The 15,877-nt window shown below is 63.5% G+C and carries 13 protein-coding genes and 1 tRNA gene; 9 read left to right on the forward strand and 5 right to left on the reverse strand.

Going from position 1 to position 15,877, the window contains the following annotated elements; translation table 11 throughout:
* Positions 1-4 precede the first annotated feature (4 nt).
* The 4 genes from kdpB to IB264_RS02140 are packed head-to-tail and all read left to right on the forward strand — an operon-like array spanning position 5 to position 6,134.
* The gene (gene kdpB, locus IB264_RS02125) at positions 5-2,131 is read left to right on the forward strand and encodes a potassium-transporting ATPase subunit KdpB (RefSeq protein ID WP_025425785.1); all 2,127 of its coding nucleotides are present in this window, start codon (positions 5-7) and stop codon (positions 2,129-2,131) included.
* 2 nt (positions 2,132-2,133) lie between these two features.
* The gene (gene kdpC / locus IB264_RS02130) at positions 2,134-2,703 is read left to right on the forward strand and encodes a potassium-transporting ATPase subunit KdpC (RefSeq protein ID WP_025425786.1); all 570 of its coding nucleotides are present in this window, start codon (positions 2,134-2,136) and stop codon (positions 2,701-2,703) included.
* Between the two features lie 45 nt (positions 2,704-2,748).
* Complete coding sequence (locus IB264_RS02135) at positions 2,749-5,445, forward strand: sensor histidine kinase KdpD (protein WP_025425787.1); 2,697 nt, start codon at positions 2,749-2,751, stop codon at positions 5,443-5,445.
* On the forward strand, positions 5,442-6,134 hold the full coding sequence (locus tag IB264_RS02140; protein WP_025425788.1) for a response regulator: 693 nt from the start codon (positions 5,442-5,444) through the stop codon (positions 6,132-6,134). Before IB264_RS02135 ends, IB264_RS02140 begins: the two co-directional genes overlap by 4 nt.
* A gap of 39 nt (positions 6,135-6,173) precedes the next feature.
* Here the strand turns inward: IB264_RS02140 and IB264_RS02145 are convergent, their stop codons facing one another.
* Positions 6,174-7,397, reverse strand: coding sequence for an alpha/beta hydrolase (locus IB264_RS02145; RefSeq protein WP_225906200.1), 1,224 nt, complete (start codon positions 7,395-7,397; stop codon positions 6,174-6,176).
* 360 nt (positions 7,398-7,757) lie between these two features.
* Here IB264_RS02145 and IB264_RS34535 point away from each other — a divergent pair, with 360 nt between their 5' ends.
* The gene (locus tag IB264_RS34535) at positions 7,758-8,114 is read left to right on the forward strand and encodes an MFS transporter (RefSeq protein WP_051509151.1); all 357 of its coding nucleotides are present in this window, start codon (positions 7,758-7,760) and stop codon (positions 8,112-8,114) included.
* The gene (locus tag IB264_RS34540; RefSeq protein WP_051509152.1) at positions 8,114-8,836 is read left to right on the forward strand and encodes an MFS transporter; all 723 of its coding nucleotides are present in this window, start codon (positions 8,114-8,116) and stop codon (positions 8,834-8,836) included. The genes IB264_RS34535 and IB264_RS34540 overlap by 1 nt, the downstream gene beginning before the upstream one ends.
* Positions 8,837-8,911: 75 nt before the next feature.
* Here IB264_RS34540 and IB264_RS02155 read toward each other — a convergent pair whose 3' ends face one another.
* The 3 genes from IB264_RS02155 to IB264_RS02165 form a co-directional block, all read right to left on the reverse strand.
* Positions 8,912-9,262: a hypothetical protein gene (locus IB264_RS02155; protein ID WP_025425790.1), complete on the reverse strand. Its 351-nt coding sequence runs from the start codon at positions 9,260-9,262 to the stop codon at positions 8,912-8,914.
* A gap of 117 nt (positions 9,263-9,379) precedes the next feature.
* Positions 9,380-9,455 (reverse strand) — tRNA-Thr (locus IB264_RS02160).
* Positions 9,456-9,533: 78 nt separating this feature from the next.
* Positions 9,534-10,544, reverse strand: coding sequence for a nitronate monooxygenase family protein (locus IB264_RS02165; protein WP_025425791.1), 1,011 nt, complete (start codon positions 10,542-10,544; stop codon positions 9,534-9,536).
* Between the two features lie 415 nt (positions 10,545-10,959).
* Here IB264_RS02165 and IB264_RS02170 point away from each other — a divergent pair, with 415 nt between their 5' ends.
* Positions 10,960-12,135, forward strand: a complete 1,176-nt coding sequence (locus IB264_RS02170) for a hypothetical protein (protein WP_025425792.1) — start codon at positions 10,960-10,962, stop codon at positions 12,133-12,135.
* 161 nt (positions 12,136-12,296) lie between these two features.
* Here the strand turns inward: IB264_RS02170 and ppk2 are convergent, their stop codons facing one another.
* Complete coding sequence (gene ppk2, locus IB264_RS02175) at positions 12,297-13,193, reverse strand: polyphosphate kinase 2 (RefSeq protein ID WP_025425793.1); 897 nt, start codon at positions 13,191-13,193, stop codon at positions 12,297-12,299.
* Between the two features lie 131 nt (positions 13,194-13,324).
* Between ppk2 and phoR the strand changes: the two genes are divergently transcribed.
* Positions 13,325-14,596 carry a phosphate regulon sensor histidine kinase PhoR gene (gene phoR / locus IB264_RS02180; RefSeq protein WP_025425794.1) on the forward strand — a complete coding sequence of 424 codons (1,272 nt, stop codon included), beginning with the start codon at positions 13,325-13,327 and terminating at the stop codon, positions 14,594-14,596.
* 194 nt (positions 14,597-14,790) lie between these two features.
* Positions 14,791-15,825: a substrate-binding domain-containing protein gene (locus IB264_RS02185; RefSeq protein ID WP_025425795.1), complete on the forward strand. Its 1,035-nt coding sequence runs from the start codon at positions 14,791-14,793 to the stop codon at positions 15,823-15,825.
* Positions 15,826-15,877: the final 52 nt, after the last annotated feature.

Raw genomic sequence — 15,877 nt, forward strand, 5'->3', positions numbered from 1 at the left:
GACAATGTCTTCGAAACCCGTCGCCCCAAGCCTTCTCGACCCGGCGATCCTGCTACCGGCCTTCAAGGCCGCATTCACCAAGCTCGACCCGCGCCAGCTTGTCCGCAACCCGGTGATCTTCGTCACCGAGGTGGTGGCAGCCATGGTCACGGTCTTCTTCATTCGCGATCTTGCGACTGGAACCGGCACGCCGCTGTTTTCGGGCCAGATTGCCGCCTGGCTGTGGTTCACGGTGCTGTTTGCCACCTTCGCCGAAGCGGTCGCCGAAGGACGCGGCAAGGCGCAGGCCGACAGCCTGCGCCGCACCAAGTCCGAACTGACGGCCCGCAAGCTTGTCTCGGCCGAAGGCAGGGAAACGCAGACCATTCCGGCGACATCGCTGAAGGTCGGCGATCTCGTGCTGGTCGAAGCCGGGGAACTGATCCCCGGCGACGGCGACGTCGTCGAGGGTGTCGCCTCGGTCAACGAAAGCGCCATCACCGGCGAATCCGCACCCGTCATCCGTGAGTCCGGCGGCGACCGCTCCGCCGTCACCGGCGGCACGCAGGTGCTGTCCGACTGGATCAAGATGCGCATCGGCACGGCGCCCGGCGACACCTTCGTCGACCGCATGATCGCGCTCATCGAAGGCGCGCAGCGCCAGAAGACCCCGAACGAGATCGCGCTCTCTATCCTGCTCTCGGGCCTGACGCTGGTCTTCCTGGTCGCCGTCGTGACACTCTGGGGTCTTGCCGGCTACTCCGGCACGGTTCTGTCGGTCACGGTTCTTGCAGCCCTGCTCGTCACGCTGATCCCGACCACCATCGGCGGCCTGCTGTCGGCCATCGGCATCGCCGGTATGGACCGGCTGGTGCGGTTCAACGTCATCGCCACATCCGGCCGCGCCGTCGAGGCGGCTGGCGACGTCGATACGCTGCTGCTCGACAAGACAGGCACGATCACCTTCGGCAACCGCATGGCCGCCAACTTCATGCCGGTCCCCGGCGTGACGGATGCCGAGCTTGCCGATGCCGCGCTGCTGGCAAGCCTTGCCGATGAGACCCCCGAGGGCCGCTCGATTGCCGCCCTTGCGACCGGCGAATTCGGTCGTCAGACGCCAGCCGTATCGCTGCCAGCTTCCGACAAGCAGACGAGCCGCGAGGTTGTGGCTCTGGCTGTCGGTGGCGGCTCGGTTCAAACAGGTGCCTTGGCAATTGATGCCGTCGTGCCCTTTGCCGCCGAAACGAGACTGTCGGGCGTCGATTTCGGCGGACGCCGGCTGCGCAAGGGCGCCGTGGATTCGATCCTGAAGTTTGCAGGCGTTCGCGACGAGAACGTGCCGGCCGAATTCCGCCGTGCCGTCGACCAGGTCGCGCGCACCGGCGGCACGCCGCTTGCCGTTGCGGACGGCAATCGCCTGCTCGGCGTCATCCACCTCAAGGACGTGGTCAAGCCTGGCATCAAGGAGCGCTTCGCGGCACTGCGTGCCATGGGGATACGCACCGTGATGGTGACCGGCGATAACCCGGTAACGGCAGCGGCAATCGCCTCGGAAGCCGGCGTCGACGATTTCCTCGCCGAAGCGACACCGGAAGACAAGCTCGGCTATATCCGCAAGGAACAGCAGGGCGGCCGATTGATTGCCATGTGCGGCGACGGCACCAACGACGCGCCGGCGCTGGCCCAGGCCGATGTCGGCGTGGCGATGCAGACCGGCACGCAGGCGGCGCGCGAGGCGGCCAACATGGTCGATCTCGATTCCAGCCCGACAAAGCTCATCGAGATCGTCGAGATCGGCAAGCAACTGTTGATGACGCGCGGCTCGCTGACGACCTTCTCGGTCGCCAACGACGTGGCAAAATACTTCGCCATCATCCCGGCGCTGTTCATCACCACCTATCCGGCGCTGGCCGCGCTCAACATCATGGGGCTGTCGTCACCGCAATCGGCAATCCTGTCAGCGGTCATCTTCAATGCCTTGATCATCGTCGCGCTCATCCCGCTGGCGCTGAAGGGCGTCAAGTATCGCCCGGTCGGCGCCGCAGCACTCCTGCGCCGCAACCTGCTGGTCTATGGCCTCGGCGGCCTCCTGCTGCCCTTTGCCGGCATCAAGCTCGTCGACGTCGTCGTCTCTGCTCTCAATCTGGTGTAATCATGTTGAACCAACTTCGTCCCGCAATCGTCATGGCCTTGTTGCTGACTGCGATCACCGGCCTTGCATATCCCTTCGCGATCACCGGCGTTGCCCAGGCATTGATGCCGGCGCAGGCCAATGGCAGCCTGATCCGCATCGATGGCGCGATCGTCGGCTCCGATCTGATCGGGCAGAACTTCACCGCCGACAAATATTTCTGGCCGCGCCCCTCCGCGACCGGGCCCGAAGCCTACAACGCCGGCGGCTCGACCGGATCCAACCTCGGCCCGACCTCGGTCAAACTGAAGGACCGGGTTGCCGCCGACGTCGAGAAGCTGCGCGCCAGCGGTATAACAGGCGAGATCGCCGCCGATGGCGGCACCGCGTCCGGCTCCGGCCTCGATCCGCATATTTCGCCGGCTTTCGCCCGCGAGCAGGTGTCCCGTGTTGCCAAGGCCCGCGGGTTTGCGGAAGCCGACGTGGCGAGCCTGGTCGAACAGGCGACGGAAGGTCGTCTGCTCGGGATCATAGGCGAGCCGCGCGTCAATGTGCTAGAACTCAACCTCGCTCTGGATGCCCGGAGAAGCTGAGTGTGAAGCCTGAGATGCGGCCAGAGACGCTGCCAGAGACCCTGAATGCCTGAAACCGACCGCGAATCGAAAAGCCGTCCGGACCCGGACGCACTGCTGGCGCTGGCCGGGCAGGGGCGAAAGGGGAAGCTCACGGTTTTTCTCGGCGCAGCCCCCGGCGTCGGCAAGACCTACACGATGCTGACGCGGGCGCGTCGGTTGAAGGCCGATGGCGTCGACATCGTCATCGGTCTGGTGGAAACCCACGGGCGCGGCGAGACCGCCGCGCTCGTCGAAGGGCTGGAGATACTGCCGCGCCGCGATGTCAACCATCGCGGCCGTGTGCTTTCCGAATTCGATCTCGACGCGGCGCTCGCCCGCCGTCCGCGGATCATCGTCGTCGACGAACTGGCGCACAGCAACCCCGAGGACAGCCGCCATCCGAAGCGCTACCAGGATGTCGAAGAGTTGATTGCCGCCGGCATCGACGTCTGGACGGCACTCAACATCCAGCATCTGGAAAGCCTGTCCGATGTCGTTGCCCAGATCACCGGCGTTCCGGTGCGCGAGCGGGTGCCCGACACGGTTCTCAGCCGTGCCGATGACGTGCTGCTCGTCGACCTGCCGCCGGCCGAACTGATCGAGCGGCTGAACCAAGGCAAGGTCTATCTGCCTGACAGCGCCAAGCGCGCGATCGAGCGCTTCTTCCGCCTCGGCAATCTGACGGCGCTACGCGAGCTGGCGCTGCGGCGGACGGCCGACCGCGTCGACGACCAGATGGTCGACTATCTCAAGCAGAACGCCATCGAAGGCCCCTGGGCGAGCGGCGAACGTCTGCTGGTGTGCATCGGGCCCGACCCGCTGTCGGAAAAGGTCGTGCGCACCGCCAGCCGCCTGGCCTCGGGGCTGAATGCGCCATGGATCGTCGTCTTCATCGAGCGGGCCGACCGCGAAAGCGGCGATGGCGAAGCGGCGCGACGGCTTGACGAGACTTTTCGCCTGGCCGAACAGCTCGGCGCCGAAACCCGCCGCATCGTCGGCAACGATTTCGTCGAGGAGATCCTCAAGCTCGCCCGTCGCGAGCATGCGACGCAGATAGTCATCGGCATCAGGCGCCAGCGGTTCCCGCTACGGCTGTTCCGGCAATCGCTTCCCGACGCGCTGGCCGAACGCATCACCGGCGTCGGCATTCATCTGGTTACCGACAAGGAGCAGCCGCGTCCGAAAAGTCGCCTGAGCGTCAAGCGGCAAATGCCGGAGGGCTTCGGGCGGGCGCTCGCGATCGCGGCCGTCACCGTGGCGGCGGCGACTGCACTTGGCGTCCTGATCGAGCGCTTCATCATCCTGCCGAATATATCGCTGCTGTTCCTGCTGGCGGTGCTGGCGTCGGCGACCTATGCCGGCCACGTCGCGGCGATCGCGGCTGCCCTGTTTTCGGTTCTTGCCTACAACTTCTTCTTCATCGATCCGGTCGGCACCTTCACGGTCGCCGAACCGCACGAAGTCTTCGCGCTGTTCATTTTCCTGGTCGCGGCTGCGCTTGCCGGTAGTCTGGCCTCCCGGGTGCGCGAACAGGCGAAATCAGCGCGACGCCGTGCCGCGGCGACGCAGGCGCTCTACGATTTCTCCCGCAAGCTCTCGGGTACCGCCAATGTCGACGATGTGCTCTGGGCGGCGGTGACCCAGATGCAGACGACGCTGAAGCGCAATGTCGCGCTGCTGTTGCCGGAGGAGGGCGATCTGCAGCTCAAGGCCGCGTGGCCTCCGGACACCGAGCTCGATGTCACCGATACCATGGCAGCGCGCTGGGCGATGGACAAGCAGGAGGCGGCCGGCAACGGCACCGGTACGCTGCCGAACAGCCCCTTCCATTTCCGACCGTTGACCAGCCCGCATGGCGTCGTCGGCGTCTGCGGTTTCGCCCAGGCCGGCAAGCCGCTGGAGATCAACGAAGAGCGGGCGCTCGCCGCCATCCTCGACCAGACGGCGATCGCCATCGACCGGGCGCGCCTTTCGCGCGAGAGCCTCGATCACGCCGCCAAGCTGGAGGGCGAGCGGTTTCGCGCTGCCTTGCTGTCATCGATCTCGCACGATCTGCGCACGCCGCTTGCCACCATCACCGGCGCCGTCACCAGCCTGCGCCAGCTGGGCGACCGCATGCCGCCGGAAAGCCGCGACGACCTGCTGCAATCGATCGAGGAGGAGGGCGCACGGTTGACGCGTTTCGTCGCCAACCTCTTGGACATGACCCGCATCGAAGCGGGGACAGTCAATGCCAAGCGCGACTGGGTGGATGTCGCCGACGCCGTGCGGGCAGCCGTCGATCGGGCGCGTAAGTATTTTCCGGACCGTGAGATCGAAACCAGCATCGCGCCCGAACTACCGTTGATGCGCGGCGACAGCGTGCTTCTCGGCCAGGTGCTCTTCAACCTGCTCGACAACGCCAACAAATACGGCGGCGAGGAGCCGGTCAGCATCTATGCCAGGCGGGACGGCAACGAGATTGTGCTGTCGGTCACCGATCTCGGCAAGGGGATTGCTCACGGTGATCTCGAACACGTATTCGAAAAATTCTTCCGGCGGGGCAAGGTGGATGGCCGCACGCCGGGCACCGGCCTCGGACTGTCGATCGCCAAAGGCTTCGTCGAGGCCATGGGCGGCCGCATCAAGGCTGAGAGCCCGGCTTTGAGGCGTCGCGGAACGCGCATTTCCATGCGTTTTCCCGCCGCCGAAGCAGAAATTTCTGAAAAGGACCGTGCATGAGCGTGGAGCGCATCCTCGTTGTCGACGACGAACCCCAGATCCAGCGTTTTCTGCGACCGGCGTTGAGTGCCGCTGGCTATGACGTGCTTGAGGCGCTGACGGGCACCGAGGCGCTGAAGGCGGCGGCGACCACCGCGCCCGATGTGGTGATTCTCGATCTCGGCCTGCCCGACATGGACGGCAAGGATGTGATCGCCAACATCCGCGCCTGGTCGCAGGTGCCGATCATCATCCTGTCGGCTCGCGACCGCGAGAGCGAAAAGATCGCTGCCCTCGATCTCGGCGCCGACGACTATATCGAAAAACCTTTCGGCATCGGCGAGCTGACGGCGCGCATCCGGGCAGCGCTTCGCCACCGCATCCAGATGGAGGGCGGCCACACCCAGCTCTCGGCCGATGGCGTGGCGATCGATACGATCAAGCGGCTGGTGACGCGCGACGGCGAGCCGGTGCGTCTGACGCCGAAGGAGTATGATCTGCTCGTCATGCTGGCGCACCATGCCGGACGCGTCGTCACCCACAAGACGCTGCTGACCTCGGTCTGGGGCGCGGCGCATGGAGAGGACCTGCATTATCTGCGCGTCTTCATCGGCCAGTTGCGCGGCAAGATCGAGCGCGATCCGGCCGACCCGAAGATTATCCGCACCGAGCCTGGTGTCGGTTACCGCTTCGTCGGCGACGACGACTGAGGCCGACCGGTTTTTCCGGTCGGCCCTCGAAACGTCCACTCAGTTGATCACCAGCGGCTTCGGTTGGTCTTCGGACAGCGTGTCGCCGACCACCTGCCGCTTTTTCGTCGGGCGTGGATTCTCGATGATGCTGACCGGCGCGGACAGCGTTGTCGCAGCGACGTTGCCGACGCCTCTGGCTGTGCCGGCGACGACGGCCGCAATGCCCGTGCCGACCGAAATGTTGGAATCGGTCAGAGTCTGGCCCTTGATCAGCCGCTGGCCGATCAATTGCACGATCTCCGGGCTTTCGGCGAACTTGCCGTGATGCAGCCCGTCATCGGTCTCAACCTTGGTCAGGTCGATGGCGGTGATGCCGGATTTCTCCAGGTCCGTGCGATAGGGTTCCTTCGATGGGTCGATGGCGCCGAGCCTAGAAACGTCACCGGAAATGAAACTCGAAAGCGCGAGCGCACGGTCGTCCTGCGAGACGAAGATCGTGAACTTCGGTTTCTTCTTGCCCATCTCCACCCATTGCTTGGCAAAGACGTCGAGGTCGATATCGGGAGAGGCTAGGATCACGTTCTGGATCTTCGAGGGGACGTTGCCGTCGCGAATACCCATCTGCCTGAGCGATTCCATCGTCAGCCAGGTGCCCACGGAATGGGCCAGGATGGTGATGTCCTTGACATCAGGCGCGTCGGCGAGGATGCGCAGCGTATCCTCGAGTGCGGTGCGCGAGTAGTTCGTGCTTTCCTTGTCGTAATTGTATTCGAACACATTGGCGCGCGACGGCCAGGTGAACAGGATCGGCGTTGTCTGGGCGCCGGAATCATGGATGATCTGCGCAAGCCGGAAGACGGAATCCTCGTAGCGGTTGTTGAAGCCGTGAACGAAAACGAAGGTGTGGCCGCCGACACTGTGCTGCCTGAACCAGGCCTTGCCGTCGGCAAGTGTGTCGAGTTCCCGCACCCGCGTTACCGCAAAGTCGGTCGCCGGATTGGGCGGCAGCTTGCGCGGCCATTGCACGGTGCCGGGCTTGCGCACCGAATCCGGAGGGATCGATACCGAAACATCGGTCATGAAGGTGTTGACGTCTCTTTCGCCTGAAAACAGAGTCGCAGGATCGCCGGAAGGCTGCCGGGTCGTTGCGACCAGCATGTCCACCTGTGAGGTTTTCGGTGTTTGTGCCGTCAGGGCGACCGGCGTCATCACGCCCTTGGGCTTGCCACCGCACCCGGCAAGCCCCAGCGAGAGGACAACGGGGAGGATGATCGTCATCATTGCCGGCATCCGCGCCGTCGAGATCTTAATACGCGCATTCTCAATCATCGGCGCCCCACGCAGAAACAAAACGAGCCGCATCAGACTGTGCTTTCGCGACGGCGCGATGACAGCATTCCGGGCCGGCGGATGCAAGCGGGTACTTCCCGGGTTCTCGCGTTATGGTGGCGCTGTGCAGATAGCGGCTGCTTAGGCGGCGGCCCAGCCGGCGGACCTTGGCGCTTCTCGCAGGCGCCGATCCGTGCTAGGAGCGCGGTCAAAGGGATAACCGAAGCTCTGCCTCGAAACCCGGTGTGCAACCAGTCGCCACACCGGGAAGACCTTTTCCGATCGTGGCGTCCACCGATCGGGAAAGGCAACATGAACATCCCCCTTCTTCTCCTCGCATTGGCGACCTTCGCCACCGGCACGGCGGAAAATCTCGTCATCGGCATCCTGCCCGATGTGGCGTCAGGGCTCGGCGTCTCGATCGGCCTCGCCGGGCAGCTGACGTCGGTCTTCTCCGTGACATTCGCGTTGGCGGCGCCGGCAGCCCTCATGCTGACGGCGCGCCTGGAGCGCAGGACCCTGCTTTTAGTGACGCTGGGGCTCTTCATCACAAGCAACGTCGTGGCCGCTGCCAGCCCGAATTACGGCGTCCTGGTTGCCGCCCGCATCGGCATGGCGGCCGCGAGCGCAGCGTCTTTATCGGCCTTGAGCTGTTTGCGGCCTGCGTGATGTTGGCATGTGGCTGGTTCGTACCGGGGGGCGGTCGGTCGAAGCCGGCGCACGGTGGCTCCTATGCCGGCCATCTGCGCTCGCTACCCTGCGTCTGCGCGCAGCTCGTGTCGGTGCTGATGATCGGCGGTCACTTCATCCTGTTCGCCTATCTCGCACCCTATCTGGCCGAGATCGTCGGGATGCGGGGCGATGAGGTCGTCACAGCCTTTTTCGCCTTCGGCGTGGCCGGCGTCTGCGGTGGATATCTCGGCGGCCGGTTCAGCGATGCCGTTCCGCCGCGGCTGGCGATCCGGTTGACGCCGCTCGCCTACCTGCTTGCGCTGATCGCCGTACCCTTCATGTCCGAGATGCGCCTGCTGTTCCTAGTGGTGATGATGCTGTGGGGCTGCATCAGCTGGATGATTTCGCCCGTGGTGCAGAGCTTTCTGATCAGCCAGAGCCCCGAGACGGCGGAAGCCGGCATCGGTCTCAACCTGTCGGCGATGCATGTCGGCGTCGGGCTGGGCACGGGCATCGGCGGTCTGCTTGTCGAAGCGGCCTCGCCATCTGTGCTTCCGGCCGCAGCCGCGATTCTGGCGGGCCTTGCCGTGGTCGCGGCATTCGCGCGACATGGCGTGTGCCAGCGCCGGAAGGGGCCGATCGCCAGCCGGCGGCGTGAGCGAGCGGTCGACAGCGCCGCGCGTCTTATTAGACGCGCAAAGGTCGCTGTAGCACTTTGAATTGCTGCATGTCTTTTGTCCTTAAATCGAATAGGATTTAAGGAAACATGCAGTAGGCTGTCGTTTGACTGCAGATCAGGATGTGGCGCCGGGTAGCGGCAGGTTGAGCGCCGGGCCGGGGCTGACGCCGTGCTGTCGGCGGACCTGCCGCGATGCGCTGCCATCGAACAGCGACATTGGCAACGTCCCTGTCAGGATCCAGCGATAGGGCGAGCCGGCATCCGGTTCGCGCGATTGATGCGGTATCGACGCCAACGGCAGCACGTATTCCGGACGGCGCAGGCCCGCGTCCTTGTTTCCGAGCCAGGTGAGCACGACAAACACCTCGCCGCCGATCTCCAGCGCCGACAAGGAACAGGTCCGGCCGGAGACATTGGCCTGGACGGCATCCTCGTGAACTTGAAAACGGCTGACTTTAAGCGACATCGATCGGCTTCCTCGAAATGGACCTCTTGCCGGCCGCTCATGCGTGGCAAGACGAGCTGACCTTCGGCCAGCTTCAGACTTTCATCCCGCTACAGTGCTCATTTCTTTGAAGGAAAATGGTGCCGCTTAGCAGACTCGAACTGCTGACCCCATCATTACGAATGATGTGCTCTACCAACTGAGCTAAAGCGGCCCTGAGGCGGTTCCGCGAAAAGTCCGCGGAACGAAGTGTGAGGCGCTGATAAACGCAAAGCGCCAAGATTTCAAGCCATCAGTTTCGAGAACTTGAAAATTCCTTGTTGGCGGCGATCGTGGGGGCGGGGCGGAGCCCGAGGCGGGCGCGCGCGGCGTCGTATTCGCGCTCCCACCGATCGACCATATGCGCGACCGAAGTGACCTCGCGGACCGCGCCGATGCCCTGGCCGCAGCCCCAGATGTCCTTCCAGGCCTTGGCGCCCTCGGTGGCCTGGGCGAAGTCCATCTTCGACGGGTCGGCTTCCGGCAGGCTTTCCGGGTCCATGCCAGCCGCCAAGATCGATGGCTTCAGGTAGTTGCCGTGAATGCCGGTGAAGTAGTTGGAATAGACGATGTCGGCGGCATTGCTGTCGACGATCATCTGCTTGTAGGCGTCGCTGGCGCGCGCTTCTTGCGTGGCGATGAAGGGCGAGCCGATATAGGCCATGTCGGCGCCCATCGCCTGGGCTGCCAGGATGGCGCCGCCATTGGCGATCGCGCCGGAGAGAAGCAAGGGGCCGTCGAACCAGGAACGGATTTCCTGGACGAGGGCGAAAGGCGAGAGCGTGCCCGCATGGCCGCCCGCGCCCGCTGCAACGGCGATCAGGCCGTCGGCGCCCTTGCGGATCGCCGAATTGGCGTGGCGGTTGTTGATCACGTCGTGCAGCACGATGCCGCCGTAGGAATGAATGGCGGCGTTGACCTCGGGCACGGCACCGAGCGATGATATCACCACCGGCACCTTATACTTGATGCAGAGCATCAGGTCCTGTTCGAGGCGGGTGTTGGACTTGTGGACGATCTGGTTGACGGCAAAGGGGGCAGCCGGACGGCCGGGGTTCTTGGCGTCGTGGTCGGCCAGCGTTTCGGTGATTTCGGCAAGCCACTCGTCGAGCTGCGATTGCGGGCGGGCGTTCAATGCCGGGAAGGACCCGACCACTCCTGCCTTGCACTGCGCGATCGTCAGTTTGGGATGCGAGACGATGAACAAGGGTGCGCCGACAACAGGCAGTCTCGTCGTTCCGGAAAGAATTGGCGGCAGCGACATCGAGTTCTCCATCCCATGAAATTTTTGACGTTTGCGTAAACGTCAAAATAGATAGCAGCAAGTTGCGCGCTTGCAAAGATGCGGATTTTCGAAGCGAAGCGACGGTTCGGAAGCAGTTTTCCCCGCCGTTGCCGGGGCTGCCGGCGCGTCGGACTTGCGGATTTTGAAAGCAGCGGTTACGCAATTGTTAACAAAACCAACGGCGTGCATCCGGAATTAACCGATAAGAGCTTGCGGATGATGAAAAAGGCACCGATCGAATGCCGAGCGCCGGCGGGGGCTACTGCATAATCCTTTAAATCGGATCCGATTCAGGGATAGGATTATGCAGCAGATTTAAGGCGTTACAGCGTCCTTTACGCGTCATATTTGACGCGCGGCGCTGTAAGGCCCGGTGTGCACAGAAGGATTTGACGTGAGCGGACTCGAAACTGCAATCCGAAATGCGCTGGAGCGCTCCGACAGAACCAACGCCGAAACGCGGGCGCGCATCTATCAATCTGCGCGACAGGCGCTGGAAACCGGGCTGCAGAAGCAGGGAATCGAGGATCAGAACGTCGTCGCCCAGCAGCGCCATCGGCTGGAAGCGGTCATCCATGCGATCGAAACCGAGGAGCGCGCGGCGTTGAAGGCACGCCCGGCGCCGACCCCTTCGGTCAGCCTCGACGACGCGGTCACGCCACGCGATACAGCAACGAGCAGGCCCGAGCTGCAGCCGTCCGCGCCCGCTAGCGGCCGCCGCGAGCCGGCTTTCGCCGGCCAGGCACCGCGCGATGCGCCGAATGACGGTGGGCTTGGCAGCCTTCGCGCCGACCGCGATGGCCCCGTTGTCTCGACGGCAGCGGCCGGCGAGGTCGCGGCCAGGCAGTCGCATGAAGGCCGAGGCGCAGTTGCGCCGGAAGCGCGCGCGACGGACGGTCGCAAGCGTCGACGCAAGCGGGGGCGTCTGCTTTCGCTCGCCATGGTCGTTGCGACGCTTGCCGCCGCGGTCGTGGCTGCCGTCTGGTGGGTCGAGACCAACAATCTGCTGCAGTCGCCGGCCGCGCGCGATACCAATGTCGCCAACCCGCCGGCAACAGTGGCATCGCAGGATTTCGACGGTGCCGCCGGTCTGCAGACCCTCGGTGCCCAGGAAGGCTTCACCGGCGACTGGGTCGAGGTGTATGCGCCCGGCAAGACAGGCGCGATCACGCCCGGCCCGCAGGCGACCGCCGAACAGGTCAACGACGATGGCGGACCGCGCGCCCTGCTGACATCTGGGAATGCCGATGCCGACGGTGACGTGACCATCGAGATCCCGGCCGCGATCCTGGCCGAGCTTTCAGGCAAGACGTCGACACTGGCGTTGACCGTCCAGGCCGCACCTGGCAAGTCGACCGAGTTTGCGGTGGAGTGCAACTTCTCTTCGCTGGGCGAGTGCGGTCGCCACCGTTTCACCCTGCATGACGAACGGGTCGACATGCTGTTCAAGGTCACCTTCGATCGCAGCCTTGCGCCGAGTGCTGCCGGGCAGATCGTCATCAACAGCGACATCAGCGGCGGCGGCAAGGGCATGAACCTTTACGCCATCCGCGTCCTGCCGGGTCAATAATCCCAACGCAGGTGGGTATAGACCGACGGGCGGCCGGCTGACGCTAAAGCGCGTCCCGATCTCAAGTGTTCTCTTGTTGCGCTTTACAGCGCCGCGCGTCTTTTCTTGCGCATGTCGTTGTCGCAAAATCGCTGCGCACTTTTGCGCGACAGGCCGCGGGCCTATTTCAGGAAGCCGGGGCCCGAGCCGATGATCTTGTCATCGACCTCGCCGATGGCGTCCTTGTCCTTGCCCTCATAATCGAGCTTGGAAAGCATGTGCCGAATGAGGTTGAGACGGGCGCGCCGCTTGTCGTTGCCACGCACCACGGTCCATGGCGCCTGGTCCGTATGGGTCTCTTTCAGCATCTGGTTGCGCTTATCGGTATAATCGTCCCATTTGTTGAGTGCGGCGATATCCATCGGCGACAGCTTCCAGATTTTCAGAGGATCATGGCAGCGGTCGTGAAAGCGCTTGAGCTGCATCTCGCGGCCGATGTTGATCCAGAATTTGAAGAACTGAATGTCTTCGTGCACGATCATCTTTTCAAAGCGCGGCACCTGCTTCAGGAATTGCTCGTGCTGCTCGGGCGTGCAGAAGCCCATGACCGGCTCGACGCCGGCGCGGTTGTACCAAGAGCGGTCGTAGAGAACGAGTTCGCCTGATGTCGGCATCGTCGCGATGTAGCGCTGGAAGTACCATTGCCCACGCTCGGTTTCTGTCGGCTTCGTCAGCGCGACGACGCGCGCCCAGCGGGGGTTCAGGTTGCCGCTGGTCGCATGGATCGCGCCGCCCTTGCCGGCCGCGTCGCGGCCCTCGAACAGGGCGATGATGCGCTTGCCGGTTGCCTGCTGCCAGAGTTGCAGCTTGACCAGTTCGATCTGCAGCTTTTCCAGCGTCTTCAGGTATTCATCGTCGTCGAGCTTCTTCTTGTAGGGGTAGTCGTCGGAGGAGAACGCGGCCTCGTCGATCCACTTCGGCAATTCGGGATTGTCGATGTCGAAGAGCCGCTTCTTGCCGCCGATATCGAGTTCTACCGCCCGGCTTTCGGTCTTCGTTGCTGCCTGCGTTGACGCCATTTGGTCTTCCTCCAGCCCGAGCGATTTCCTGTGAGGAGGCCACAATTGCATTGCGGATTCAAGCGCGTCGTGAAAATCATGTCATGAACGGTCGCTATCTCTCGACCATTTAGGGTCGGGAGGAAGACAAAGTGATTCATGAGGATATCGTGCTGGACGGTTCCAAGGCGTTCTGGCGGATGCTCGTGCCGCGACTGAAGGCAGAACGTTGGCTCCTCGGCCTGACGGCGCTGCTCGCCGCGCTTGCGACCGTCGCCGGCATTCATTTCCTCGTCGTGCTGCCGTTCTGGATCGTGCTTGCCGCAGCCCTGCTCAACCGCAGCGCGCCTTCGGTGCTACCGAAGGCCGCAAAAGCGGCAAAGGTGGCCGCGGTTGCGGGCGCGGCCAGCGACGCCCTGATCCCAGCCCTGAACGCGCTCGATATGCCGGTGCTGGTGGTGGCTGTCGATGAAACGGTCGTCTTCCAGAACATCGCTGCCGAAAAGGCTTTCGGCACCATCCCGCCCAACAGCTATCTTGCCGCCCGCGTTCGCTCGCCCGGCATTCTCGATATGGTCCGCGAGACGATCGCGACCGGCAAGATCAACCAGATCGAGCACACCGAGCGGCTGCCGTCCGATGCCGTCTATGTGGTCCGGGTGGCGCCAGCCGAAATCGGTGGCGATGGCCCATGGCGCCGGATCTTTCTCTTGACCTACCGCGATATTTCGCAGGCCCGCCGCATCGATCGCATGCGCTCTGACTTCGTCGCCAACGCCAGCCACGAGTTGCGCACGCCGCTGGCGTCGCTGCGCGGCTTCATCGAAACCATGCAAGGCCCGGCGCGCAACGACGCGAAGGCGCAGGAGAAGTTCTTCGGCATCATGCACGAGCAGGCGACGCGCATGAGCCGCCTCGTCGACGACCTCCTGTCGCTGTCGCGGCTGGAGCTGAAATCGCACATCGCGCCAGACGATACGATCGATCTGCGGCCGCTGCTCGGCCATGTCCGCGACAGTCTTGCTCCGCTTGCGGGCGATCTTGACGTGACGATCACGCTGACAATGCCCGAGACGCCTGTGGTCGTTCAGGGGGATCGCGACGAACTGATCGAGGTTTTCGAGAACCTGATCGAGAATGCCTGCAAATACGGCCAGGAAGGCAAGAGGGTCGATGTCGAGCTTTCCGGCGACGACGGCGGGCAGGCGGAGGTCGTGGTCAGAGACTACGGCCCCGGCATTCCGGCCGAGCATGTGCCGCGCATCACCGAGCGGTTCTATCGCGTCAATGTGGAGGCCAGCCGCTCGAAAAAGGGCACCGGTCTCGGCCTTGCGATCGTCAAGCACATCCTGACCCGCCACCGCGCGCGGCTCCTGATCCACTCGGAGTTGGGCAAGGGCACGGTGTTTACCGTGCGCTTTTGACATATTGGCGCGGGATAATGCCGCTGTGTTCATTTTTCATTATTATTTTCAATGACATGAGCTGTCATAAATGTTTCGCGAAACTGACATAAAAGGTGTGGCTATCGGCGGCTAGTTAGGGGCAGCCGATCAAACGGCGAAGAGCGCTGCAACGCTTGGCGCACTCAACACCAGCCCATTCCGGGAGAACTTTTATGAAAGCTCTTAAACTCACCGTAGCGGCGCTTGTCGCATCCGCCGCATTCGCCGGCGTGGCTGCCGCGCGCGATCAGGTTCAGGTCGCCGGCTCCTCGACCGTTCTTCCCTACGCAAAGATCGTCGCCGAGACGTTCGGCGAAACGTTCCCGGACTTCAAGACCCCGGTTGTCGAATCCGGCGGCTCCTCGGCCGGCCTGAAGGAATTCTGCAAGGGCGTTGGCCCTGATACCATCGACATCGCCAACTCCTCCCGCAAGATCAAGGACAGCGAAGTCGAGGCCTGCAAGGCCGCCGGCGTCACCGAGATCCAGGAAATCCAGATCGGTTATGACGGCATCGTCTTCGCAACCGACGCCGGCAACGCCGACCTCGCCCTGAAGCCCGTTGATCTCTACAAGGGTCTGGCTGCCGAAATCGTCGTCGACGGCAAGCTCGTTGCCAACCCTTACAAGAAGTGGTCTGAAGTCAACTCCGCTCTGCCGGACGCCGACATCGCCGCCTTCATCCCGGGCGAAAAGCACGGCACGCGCGAAGTCTTCGAAGAGAAGATCCTGGCCGCAGGTTGCAAGGAAGCTGGCGCCATTGACGTCATCAAGGCCGCCGTTGCCGATGAGAAGCAGCAGCACAGCAAGTGCGTCGCAGTCCGCAAGGACGGCATGGCTGTCGACATCGACGGCGACTACACCGAAACGCTGGCCCGTATCGCTGCCAACAAGAACGGCATCGGCGTATTCGGCCTGTCCTTCTACGAAAACAACGCCGACAAGCTGAAGGTCGCCACCGTCAACGGCATCGTTCCGTCGACCGAAACGATCGCTTCCGGCGAATACCCGGTTTCCCGCCCGCTGTACTTCTACGTCAAGAAGGCACATCTCGGCGTTATCGCGGGCCTCAAGGAATATGTTGAGTTCTTCCTCGACGATCAGATGATCGGCCCGGAAAGCCCGCTTGCAGAATACGGCCTCGTCGCTGCTCCGGACGCCGAGCGCGAAGAAGTTCGCAAGGCTTTCGCAGCCGGCAACATGCTCTGATACTGACAAGCCCCGGCGCGATGGTCTCGCGCCGGGGCATGCCTCCATCCGA

Origin of the sequence: Ensifer sp. ENS11, assembly GCF_014851895.1 — a bacterium.
Taxonomy (GTDB): Bacteria; Pseudomonadota; Alphaproteobacteria; order Rhizobiales; family Rhizobiaceae; genus Ensifer; species Ensifer canadensis.